Annotated in this window: 1 protein-coding gene (running past one end of the window); it reads right to left on the minus strand. The window is 72.4% G+C overall.

Going from position 1 to position 12,451, the window contains the following annotated elements; all coding sequences use genetic code 11:
* Nucleotides 1–12,451, minus strand: partial view of a hypothetical protein gene (locus ACW4TU_RS29880; RefSeq protein WP_457418072.1) — the 3' end only. 14,288 nt of this gene lie beyond the right edge of the window; 12,451 of the gene's 26,739 nt are visible here — the last part of the coding sequence; the start codon falls outside the window, past its right edge; its stop codon occupies nucleotides 1–3.

Here is a 12,451-nt window from a genome sequence, read left to right on the forward strand (position 1 = left end):
CTACCCCGCATCGACTTGGACGGCGGCGGACCCCTCGGGCCCCACCGTCGACGCCGCTTCCGTCTCTGTCTCCGACTCTGCCTCTGTGCCCATCGGCTTCGGTGGTCCGTCCGGACGCCCGACGAGATAGCCGTCACCGTCAGGGACGAGGAGAACGGGCGGTGCGCTCCCGGTGAGCTCGTCGGGCTCGGCCGGATCGCCGAGGAACGTCACCTCTCCGTCCGGATCCACCACGGCCACCTTCGCGCCGAACAGGTGAACGGCAATCGCCAGGAGCGAGGACAGCCGTGTCCCCGCGTCCGCGTAGGTGGGGTCGCCGAGCAGTACCTGGAGGCGCTGGACAGGCGTCAGATCAGTGAGGGGCAGGTCACCGCCGAGCAGGATTCCCTGGGTGTGCTGGGAGTTGTCGAGCGGCACCCCGAGTTCCGCCAGCCGCAGGATGGAAAGGCTCCGGCCTCCGGCCGGCGGCGGCACCATCCCGGTGGGCACCTCGCCGTCACCGACACCACGGACCAGCCGCTCGCGGAGGGCGCCCGCCGTGTCGATCCCCGCGTCCGCGAGCGCGGCGGGCACCGCGTGGCGCAGCACGGACAACAGGGTGCCGGCGTCGTCCTCCGGCGCCGCGTGCAGGGTGAACGCGGTGCCGTCGAGTACGGCGGCGTGGGTCCCGGTGCGCCGGAAACCGCGGGCGTCCTGGGCCGCCCTCAGCAGCCCTTCCACGGCCCGCGCCGACAGCCCCTCCGTCAGCCGCCGCACATACGACTCGCTCGCCCCGTACCGCCGTACGAGGTCCGCCAGCCGGTCGCGCGCCGCCCGGTCCGGCACGGAGGCCGTCGCCGGCTGGGGCTGGGGTTCCGGTGGGGTGGTACCGGTGGGCGCGGCTGTTCCGACGACGACCAGCGCCTCGTAGTGGTCCCGGCCGTTGTAGTACACGTGGACGGCAGGTCCCGTGGCCGCCGGGTCGGGGCGCAGGGTGGTGAAGCCGCCGCTTCCGTCCGGTTGTACGAGGACCAGGTTCAGGCCCTGAGAGCGGGCCAGCAGCATCGGCATGTCGTCGTAGAACGGCGTCTGCCACAGCGCCCGGTTCTCGATGGAACGGGCGACCAGGCCGCCGTAGCCGGCCGCGGCGAACGCGGTGCGCTCCTGTGGGAGGCCCCCGCTCCGGGCGTCGGACGGCAGGGTGTCACGGATCTGCCGCCACAGGACGTCGGCCCGTGCGTCGCCGCTGGGCGCGCCCAGCAGGCTCAGCAGCTCCGCCCGCAGTACGGCGGCCTGCTGAAGCTCGGTCAGCCGCCGGGCCAGGGCCTGGTCCGTCTGCGCGGGGTCGGGAGTGAAGTCCGGCAGCAGGTCCCGTACCGCGCTCGTCGGCAGGTCCGCCAACAGCCCGCGGTCGTTGTCGTCGGCGTCGGCCAGCGCGGCGAGCCGGGCCCGGCGCTGCGGGCGGGCCAGCTCCTCGGCGATCCGGGCGTGCTGCGCGTCGGTGAGCTCCGGGGGCCGGGTGCGGCCCAGCAGGGTCATCAGACTCGCCAGGCCGGGGAACCGGTCCTGGACGATCGTCTCCAGCGGGTCCAGGCCGGCGTACTGGTCACGCGCGTCCGCGGCGTCCGGGGCGTTGGTGTACCAGTCCGCCGTGGCGGCACGCAGCTGCGGGGCGCTCATGCTCGCCCCGGCCGCACCCGGCCGCTGCGCGGCGAGGCTGCCCCGCACGGCGTTGAACAGACAGTCCCCGTCCCCGACGACCGGGCTCACGGCGAAGACCAGCCCGTCGGCAAGGACACGGCGGTCGGAGATCGGCGGGGGCGTGGGTGTCTCGGCGGAGCCGGTCGGTGGCGCGGGCGTCTGGGGAGAGCCGGCCGGCGGCGTGGGTGTCTGGGGGGAGTCGGCCGGCGGAGCAGGCGCCTCGGATGACCCGGTCGGTGTCTCGGCGGAGCCGGTCGGTGGCGCGGGCGTCGTGGAGGTGCCCGGTGTCTTCGTCGACCCGGGGGGAGCCGGGGTCTCGGGCGGGCTGGACGTCTTCGAGGCGTCCGGCGTGGGCGTCTTCGACGACTCCGAGGTGGGCGTCTTCGACGACTCCGGTGGGGCTGGTGTCGTGGGAAGACCGAGCTGGTAGTGACGGTCGTCCAGGACCAGCACCACATGCGGACGGCCGCCCGGACCGGACTGTGTGTCACCCGCGAGGTCGCCGAGGCTGCCCGCCCCGGGACGCGTCCCGGGAGTGAAGTGTTCGAAGGTGCCGTCGCCCCTGACCACGGTGACGTCCACCCCGAAGGTACGCGCGGCGAGCATCGGCAGGAGGTCGGCGGCGGAGTGGTTCCAGCCGCCCTCGGAGGGGGCGTCACCGCGCCGCAGGAGCTGGGCGACCGCGAGTCCCGCCCGGGCCCCGGGGCCGAGGTCCGCGGCGTGCGGGATGACGCCGAGGTGGTCGAACTCCCGGCGGGACGGAGTGTCCGTGCCCAGGTCGGCGTCGGCTGTGGCGAGTTCCCCGGAGACGAAGGTGTCGGTGTCGTCGGGAGTGACGAAGGCCAGCAGGTCGACGTCGGCCGGGTCGGTGAGCCGGCCGGCCAGTGTCCGGCGCAGTTGGTCCGCCACGTCCGGGTCCGCCGGATCGACACCCGCGTCGGCGAGCGCCAGGGGAGCCGCCCGACGCAGGCCCTCGGCGAGCGCCCGGTAGAAGGACTCGCCGTCCCTCGGTACGTCGTGACGGGTGTAGCTCTGCTGTCCGGGTGAGGTGAGCACGGTGTCGGGGCCGCTGCCGGTCACCGTGTAGCGGGGCCGGTCGGGCTTCGGAGCAGCCGGAGGCTTGGGCGGGGCCTGGTAGGTCACCGGGGGCGGTTCGGGGCGGGCGGCGAGCTGCTCCCGGCCCTCGGCCGTGGCGGCCAGCCGGTGCCAGCGGGTGAGCTGGTCGGCTCCGTCGCGTACCCGGTGGTACTCCTCGGCCGCGGTCTCGGCCGCCTGCCGCAGCTTGTCCAGCTCCGTGCGCCGTGCCTCCCAGGCGGCCTGTGCCTCGTCCTGGCGCCGGACGGCGGTCTCGACCTGCTTGTTCGCGTCCTCGGCGATCAGCCGGACCGCTTCGAGCCGGGAGACGGCGCCGGTCCGCAGCGCCCGGAGGGTTTCGAGCCGGCGCTCGCTCGTCGTCTTCAGCTCGCGGGCGGCCGTGACGGCCTCGGCCAGCCCGGCCCGGGCGGCCGTCTCCTGCTCCCGCAGGAGCTGGGCCCATCCCTCGTGATCGGGTTCGGCGTCGTTGGTGGCGAAGCTGTCGACGAGGGCCCGCGCGGTGTCCACGGCCTCCTGCGCGCGGGCACGGTCCCGCTCACCCTCGGCGACCGCCGCGCCCAGCGCGGTGTCGGCCGCGTCGACGGCGTCCTGCGCGCCCCCGACTGGCAGCGCCTCGGCCCGGGCGGTCTCGCGGGCCTCCCGCAGGGCGAGCCGAGCGACATCGACGGCCTCGCGCAGCTGGATCGCGGGACGGCGCTTCTTCCAGTACGCCTTGTCCGCGTCGACCCAGCCCTTGCTCGCCTTCTCGACGGCGTCCCACGCCTTGCCGACCCGCTCGGGGAAGTTCGCGTCCGTGATGAGCATCAGCTCGTCGCGGGCGATGTCGTCCCGTATCCACATCAGGACATAGGCCTCGGTCTCCATGGCCTGCGGCCCGGGCCTGGCCCTGGTCCCGAACGTCCCGCGCATGAAGGTCGCGACCTTGGAGTCCTTGAAGGTGCGGTGGACGTCACCGGACCCGACGAAGGTGGTGGGCACCGCGAACAGGAACGTGCGCCCCGTCTTGGGCTTGAGGTTGCGGGACGTCAGATGGTCGTCGCCGACCGGCATGCCGTCGCCGTCCAGGCCGCCCGGGCCGGGCAGAGCCAGCCCGATCTGGTTGAGGCCGACGTCGGACGAGTCGTAGAGGAAGCCGCCGCCGAGGCCTCCGGTCTGGACGTGCTCACCCGCGCTGGAGGTGTTCGCGTTCTCGCCGTACCGCCGCAGCACCTCCAGCTTCTTGCCGTCGGCGACCGTCAGCAGCAGGGCGCGGCTGAAGTCCGGGGTGGAGCGCAGGGAAAGCTGTCCTGAGTCGGTGCCCACGAAGGACTTCTCGGTCAGCCCCGCCACCTCGTACCCCTCGGACTCCAGGGTCCGTGGGAAGAACGACGTGATCGCCATGAAGCTGGTGCCGTCCTCCAGCGCCTGCGCCGAGCCGGTGCCCGGCCGGGTCAGGCCCGACTTGCGGGCCTGGCGGAGGAGTTCGGCCAGCTCGGACGCGTCCGGGCCGTCCTCCTTCGCCAGGGCGTCGAGGGAGAAGCCGGAATGGTACGACCTGGCGAGCAGCAGCTCGGTGGCGGCGCGGATGTTGCCGACCCCGATGACCGCCCGCGGATGGATGCCGTTCTCCGGGAAGGTGAACGGCCCCTCGGAACCGTCGCCGAAGCGGACGGTCAGCTGCCGGCCCGCGGTCGGCAGGGCCGTCGGCCGGGGCGCCCTGGCCAGCGCGGGGTCGCCGCCGGGATCGGGCGCGGGCAGCGGCGCGGGCGACGCGTCCTGCGCGCTCCCGGCCGCCGGCACCGGCTGCATCAGGCTGAGCGGCACATGCTCGCGCAGCCCCCCGATGTCGCGCTCCTCCACGATCCGCTGCCTGCCCCGGAACCGTGCCAGCGCCGAGGCCTTGCCTTCGTCCGACGGCTTGCCCGAAGCGGGCCGCTGGTCGGGGCTGTCGTCCGCCTCCAGGGTGATCCGCATGCGGTACGGGGTGACGATCTCCGCGTGCGGTTCGGTGGACGCCGCCCGGTAGATCGTGACCGTGGTCGTCGTATGGCTCGACGCCACCGTCTGCTTGTGGGCGCCGCTCTCGGTGTACGTGGGCCCGGCCGCCGGGACGTACTGGTCGCCGGTGTACACCAGCTGGCTGGTCTGGATGCCGAGGTCCGCCCCGGACGACGACTCCGAGTTCTTCTGGACGCTCTCGATGGCCCGCCGGTTCTCCTCCAGCTCCGCGCTGTGGTCCAGCCCCTGGAACTCCGGTGTCCCCGGGACCAGTTCGACCCGCACCCGCACCAACCGGTTGCCGATCCGGACACTGCCCCAGCCCCAGTGCCCGACGCTGACCATCGTCGAGGGACCGGTGGTCGTCATCTCGCCCTTCAGGGCGCGCGTCGCACGGGCCGTCACCAGCTGGCGGATCTTCTCCCGGCTCGCCTCGTCGAAGCCCGCCCGGCGGACCCGCTCCTCGAACGCGAGCAGCGCCTCGGTCGCGTCCAGCGGGTTCACCGCGTACGTGCCGAACGGGGCACCCCGCAGCCACGGCTGCGGCGACCACAACTGCTTGGTGTAGCGGGGGACCTCGCCCATCCCGTCGTCGAGCAGCCCCATCCGGTACGCGCTCTTCTCCGGCAGATGCCCCATCACACCGGCGGGGGTGGTCAGGGCCGTCCCCGCCGCCCCGGCGAGCATCGACGGCACCAGCGAACTGCCCGCCGCCGCCCTGCCGAACGAGCCGGTCCCGAGCCGGCTCGTGGTCAGCGCGAACCAGTGCTGGACATCACCGGCCACCAGCACCTGGTTGGTGAACCCCTTGCGGTTCACGTCCGCGACGACGGTCCGGACGACGTTGACGCTCCGCCCGGAGGACAACGAGACCGGGTTGACGACGAGTCCGTAGCTTCCCAGGACCCCCCGCCCGGGGTTCTGGGGGGCGGCGTAGGTGAACTGGCCGCCGAAGACGAAGGTCGTGCTGTTGCTGGTCTTGCCCGCCGCCTGCCGGGTGCCGCCGAGGGTCATCTCGGTGTCCATGGACATCGACGCGGTGAGCGGACGCAGACCCCCCACCGTCGTCGCGTACCGGAAGGTCCCCCACAGTGAGCCGAACGGGCCCTTGCCCAGCAGACCGCTGCCCGTCAGGCCCAGCGGCCCGGAGCTCTGGTCGAAGCTCGCCGCCAGGTACTGCGGCGTGAACACGCGGACGATCGCCTCGCGGGTGGCCGCGCCCTCCTTCACCAACTGCCAGGAACTGCCCGACGCCTCCCCGAGGACCCGGTTCACCTCCGAGACCAGCAGCGGTGACAGCAGCATGTTCACGATCACGAACGGGTGCTGCCTGAACTCCTGGAACTGGTCCGTGCCCCGCGCGGAGAGCCGCCCGGCGTCCGGCGCGCTCCCGGCGCCGGGCAGCACCAGATCGCCCTTCGCCAGCGCCAGGGCCCGCTGGGTGCTCATGGGCTCGGGATCCGGCTCGTCGCCGAGATACGGGTTGAAAGCGCCGTCCGCGTGCGGATTCGCCTCCGGGGTGTGCTGGACGGGCACACTGATCAGCACCGTCCCGCTGACCGGGCCGCCGCCCTTCAGCAGCCCCGTGGACGTCCGGCCGAACAGCACGTTCGTCGGCTCGTCGAGGACCAGCAGTCCCGGCAGACCGAAGCCGAAGCCGCGGACCAGCCCGCGGGGCCGCCAGTAGCCGCCCAGCGTCGCGGTGAGCTCGATGTCGTAGCGGTAGAGGTGCGTGGGCTGGTTGCTCACCGACATCGGCTCGTTGGTGACGGTCGAGCCGAACGTGCTCTCCGCCTCCCACTGCCATCCCTTGCGCGCGCCCAGCGTGAGACCGAGCGTGTTCTTGGGCAGCTCGGCGTCGTCCTTCTTGATGTCACGGCCCGACAGAGTGCCCTCGAAGCCCAGGTCGGCGCCGCGTTTCGCGCCGGCCTGCGCGTCCAGCCGGTCCACGCCCTGGGCGCTGAACCGCATGCCCTCGTTGATGTCCTTGCCCTGGTAGCGCCGCCCGGTCAGCGTTCCGTGCACCCAGAGGGTGTAGTAGGTCTGGCCCAGGGCGTCCGGGTCGGTGAGCCTGATCCGCAGCCCGATCGTCGTCAGGCCCTCAAGGTTGGCGGTGACGCTCTGCTGCGACAGCACACCGAGGATCTGCAGCGTGTTCTGCAGCGCCACGTGGTACTTCGCGGGATCCGACCACTGCGGCGGCCTGGGCAGACTCCGGGCGGCCCTGGCCACCGCGTCCGGATCGCGCCGGATCATCTCGCCCAGGCGGGCACGCCAGCCCTTGGGCAGGTTGAGCTGGTCGAGCGGCACCACCATGCCCCGGCGCTGGGCGGCTACGGAGTCCACCACCCGGTCGGCGAAGTCGTCCAGCAGCGTACGGCCCACACCGTCCGTGCCGTCTGGGATATTGGTGCGCCGGCCGTCGGGGAAGGTGAACTCCTTCACCCGGTGCATGCCCAGGGTGCGCGGCCGGTCCTCGGTCAGATGGGCCGGAGCGAAGGGCGGGTTGCCCAGGGTCAGCGAGGTCCCGTCGTCCCAGCCCGCCAGCCGCCGCGCCTCCGCGCTGGTCATCCGGTCCAGACTCCACGTCAGGAACCGCCTCGGCGGCCCGCTGTCGCCGGCTCGCCGTACCCGTACCGACTTCGTCACCAGATACAGCGCGGTTTTCTGCCCCTTGACCTGCCCCGCCGACTTCAGCGTCCCGGCGCCGCCGAGCCCGGCCGCGTACGCCCTGCCGAACGCGTACTGACCGGTCGGCCCGAACTGGAGCCGCAGATTGAACGGTGCCGCACCCGGCTCGAAGAAGTTGAACGCGGGCCCTCCCGCGGCCTGGGCCAGGAAGTTCCAGCCCTTCGCACGGCTGCGTTCGCTGCGCACGGTGGAGGTGTTGATGTCCCGCATCTCCACCTTGGAGGTCTCTCCCACCAGCGTCGCGCCGAGCGGGATCAGCTCCTCCACGACGAACACACCCAGCGGTGACTTCCCGCGGTCGTCGGCGAACAGCGGCGGTGTGGTGATCCGGCCACGGGACATGGTGCCGCCGTGCCGCTGGAAACTGTCCGCCGAGAAGAACGTGTCGAGTTCGTCGTACGCGGTACTGCCCGGCCGCGCCCCGACGAGCCCGGCCGCCCAGTCACGGATCGCGGAGACCGGCCCGAATCCCTCGATCCGGACGAAACGGTACTGCGAGTTCCGGTCCAGCTCGATGGACCTGGGGATACGGCCCGGCCTGGACAGCTTCGTCACGCTGTCGGGCAGCCGCACCAGCAGCCCGTTACGGACACCGAACCCGAACCGCACGGGGGTGGCGGGGGCGGGCGCCGGAGCAGGGGCGGGGGTGGTGACGGTCTGCACGGGGGCGACGGTGTCGGTGGTGGACGTGATGACCTGGCCGGCCGCGTCGGTGACCCAGAACTCGTAGCGCAGATCGTCGAGATAGGACCGGGATTCGTCGAGCGTCCGCGACTCCATCTGGTTCGTCCGCTGGTCGGTCAGCGTGAAACCGACCTTGTTGATGAAACCGAGCCGGAAGGCGAGCCGGCCGAAGCCGCCGAACGCCGCCGTACCCATGGGGCCGATCGGTCCGCCGAGGGCGTACTGGGAGTTGGCCTGCATGTTCTTGCTGAACCCGAAGGTCGCCGCGGCCCGGTGCATGCTGTCGATCTTCGAGGCGTGGCCCACGCCGTCGTCGAACCGGCTCCACCTGGCGTAGTGCCGTGTGTCGACGTACAGGACCCGGAGCTGTCCGTCCGCGTTGACGTACGGGAACGGACGCCCGCCGTCCGTCAGCGTCTTCGGCTTCTCCCGGAGTGTCCGCCGGACGTCGTCCAGCAGTTCGCTGTCCACCCCCGGTCGCGCGCCCGGTCGGCTCTCCAACTCGGCCCGGATCTCCGCCAGTACGTCACCGATACCGCGCAGGACGACCGTGCTCTGCCCGAAGGTGCCGGGGTTGGCGAGAAGTTCCGCGCGCTGGGCGTCGGTCAGGGTCTCCGGGAGCAGATCCCCGAGTTCGTCGACGTACTTCGGCATGGTGCGCCCGTCGTCGAACGCGGCCGGGGTACGCCGTCCCGTGGGCGGGGGCGCCATCGTGCGGTCCAGTACGGGTGTCCCCGCCGGCGGCACGGGCGGGACCGGGACGAGCGCCGTGATCTGGTCCGCCGGGTCCTCGGCCGACTCCACGTCCGCGGAGGTGGTGAGGGGCCCGGGGTGCAGGGTGGTCGCGGCGGCTTCGGCCTCGCGTTGCCGTAGAGGGGCCATCCGCTGGTGGATCAGCGCGTCGATGTTCGGCCTGCGTGCCTGGCGGGCGGCTTCTTCCGCGTCGGCTGCCGCTTGTGCGATTTCGGCGGGGGGGACCTGGCGTCTGGCTGTGATGAGTGAGGCGAAGTCCCTGGCGTTGCCGTGGCCGATGCCGATGTTGTGGTGGGTGTGGTCGGTGACGACGGCGTTGACGTCCTGTGGGGTTCTGAAGTTGGCTGCCGCGCCGGTTCGTAGCCGTTCCTGGTGGATGAGTGCGGAGTCGCGGATCTGGTAGGCGCCGGTCTGCTGGTTCGGTGTGCCGAAGCGTCCGGCGAACGTCCAGTAGTCGTTCCAGGGGAGGGTGAATTCCACGACGGTCTCGGAGTCCGAGGCGGCGTTGGCGTTGCTGAACACGTTGGTGTGGGAGAGGGATGTGGTGAAGAACTTGCGGTATTCGTCGCTGCGGTTGTAGGCCATCGCGGCGGTGATTCCGGCTGTGGGGGTCCTCGCGTCGAGGATCTGGGCGGCTTCCTCGGCCGACATCTTCCGGTAGAGCTTCGCCGGTTCGTTGCCCGTGCGCGCGATCACCGTCGGCCGCGCCGCCTGCTCGTCCCGGATCCGGGTCAGGTCGTCATGGAAGGCCCGCAGCCGACCGACCAGCGCCTCATGCACCGTCAGCCTGCCGTCCAGCACGGACTGACCGTCGGCGAAGACGTAGTAGCCGCTGTTGAAGTCCGCGGCGGCGGCGTCGTCGGACTCGAAGAAGTCCGCGTAGGCCCGGAAGTACGCGTCCATCACATCGGCGGTGATCCGTTTCGCCGGGCCCGAGGGCGCCGAGTGCACCCCGGCGACCGAGCCCGAGTGTGCCGATGAGGCGGATGTCGTAGTCGTCCGGGGCTCCGCATCCGCGTCCGCGTCCGCATCCCCTGCGGGGTCGGGGTCTCCTTCGAGTCCGTCCATGAAGGCACGGAAGGCCTCGTAGACGGCGTTGTCCGCGCTCGTCGCGGTTACCGGGTTGGCCGGTGTGCTGTGGACGGTCCGGGGGTCGGCCCCGTACAGCCGCGTCAGCAGTGGGGTCAGGTCCGGCTCGTGGGCCTGTACCCAGTCGGCACCGTTGTTGCGCGGGCGGCCTGTCGCCGTGTCCGTGCCGAGGTTGGTCCCCAGATAGGCGTTGCTGAGCTGGGCGAAGAACTCGTACTCGTTCGTGGACGAGTAGGTGTCAGCCGCCTGTCCTGCCAGGTCCTGGCCGACTCCGTCCGGCCACTGCACCTGCGGGCCCGGTTCCCGGCCCTCCGCCACCGCCTGCCGCCAGGCGGCCTCCTGGTCCTTCTTCGCGTCGTACACCCGCTTGATCAAGGCGCGGTCGGCGTCGGTCAGGGCGCCCACGTGCAGCAGGTGCGCTATCTCGTGGGTGGCTGTGGAGTAGCCCTCCGCCTGGTGCGGAGACGGCCCCACCAGGGTGGTCTCGCCCAGCAGGTTCTCCTCCGGCACCGCCGCCGTCAGCCCGGCCGCGGCACCGCGCAGCGCGTCGAAGCCGCGTCCGGACTCCGGGTCCACCCGGCCGTGGAGATGGTTGAACGAACTCATCCGGGTCAGCGGCACGTCCTGCGGCAGCACCACCACCACCGCCCCCGACTCCAGCAGCCGCGCCGCCATCGCCTTGTCCTGGAGCATCCGTGCCGTCTGCGCGTACGTCTCGTGGCGTGCCGACACCGGCCGCAGCGCCTGACCCGGCACCACCACCAGCAGGCGTGCTGCCACCTGGGCGAACTCCGGCGCCGGCAACGACGTCCGGGTCCCGTCCACGAACGGCCGATGCGTGGCCAGCCAGCGCCGGTGTCCCGGCTCCAGCAACTCCAGCGTCTGCTTCAACTCCGTCACGGGCAGCGCGAGCAGACCCGCCACCAGCGCGTCCGACCCCGGCGGCCGAACCGCCCGCACCACCGACACCAGATCCGGGTCCACGTCCAGGCCCACCAGGTCCGACCAGTCGTCGGATTCCTCGGCGGACGCCTCGCCCTGGGACGTGGGCCCGGAGGGGGCGCCATGCACTCCCGTACCGTCGGCCGCCGCGTCGCTGCCGTCGTAGTGGTTGACGCCGTTGTAGTAGATCTCCACGTTCCCGGCGGCGGTTCCGTCCTGCGGTCCGAGGCTGCTGACGACGCGTCGCTGCCCTGGCGCGAGGATTCGTGCCACGTCGATCCGGACCCCGAAGGCATGGGCGGTGAGCGCCGGGAAGACCTCTCCGTACGCCGACTCCCAGTTCTGAGCCCAGTTCTGGACCGCGTTGAGCAGACCGGCCAGTTCCTCGGTGGTGAGCGGTGCGGTGCTGGTCGCGTAGACGAACTCCAGGCGCTCGCGCAGTTCGTCGTCCGACAGGCTGTCCAGTCCGGCGGGCTCGTTGATGCCGTGCCACCGGGCGAGCGCGACCAGCCGGTCCGTACGCGCCTTCCGCAGTCCGGCGCCGAACTCCCGCGTGGTCGACAGCCGGAGCTGACCGATGACCTCGTGAGGCAACTGCCCGTTGGCCGTGGCGCGGACCAGGTAGGCGGCGACGAACTCCTGCATGGCCGCGACCACGGGATCCGCCTGGCGGTGCCGGCGCAGGGTGCCGCTGCTGGAGTACGCCTCCGCCCGTCGTCGCAGAGTGCTCCGCACACCGCCGGTGTCGGCCAGCCACTGCACGGACTCGGGGTGGTTGCCGGCCAGGCCGGGCAGGCTGGTGCGAACGTGCTGCGGATCACTGGCGAGGAACGCGTAGAGCAGGCATTCGCCGTTGGCCACGGTGCGCAGCGGCCGACCCCCGGCCGGGGGCAGCTGGGTGCCGCCCGCCGTGGTCTGCTGCGCTGCCGATTTCCCCTTCGACGTCTTCGACGTCTTGGTTGCCTTGGTTGCCTTCTTCGCCTCCGTCGCCTTCGATGTCGTCCCGGCCGCCGACGAGGACGAACCGGATGACTGCGCGGGCGGCGGCAGCGGCGCCGTCGGAGGAACCGGCGGTTTCACGGGCGGGGCCGGCGGCGCGGGGGTTTTCCCGGACCGCGACGGCTTCACCGCGCCGGACCGGGGTGTCGGCAGTGGGCCGGGCCGGCGGGCCGGGGTGGAGGCCAGGGAGGAGAGCGGGACGCTCACCAGTCCCTCGCCCGAGGCCTGGCGTGCCGCGCCGAGCGGGCCGGCGAGGCCCGGCAGCCGTTGCTCGGCGTCGCTCTGGACGGCGGCCCCGTCCGCCTGGTCCCTGAGGGCGAGGACGATGTCCCGGTTGAGGGAGCGCAGCCGGTCCCGCGCGGCGGCGTGGTCCGCGGTGGCCGTGGTGAGGTTCCCGGCGGCCGTGTCCAGGCGGGTCTTCGCCCCGGCCGCCTCCGAGGTCGCGTCCGTCAGCGTCTGTTCGAGGCCGGGCAGCCGGTCGGCGGCCGTCCGGGCCCTGCCCCGGGCGGCGTTGAGTTCGTCCTGGACGCGCACCTGGTCG

This window comes from Streptomyces kryoterrae, assembly GCF_054072135.1.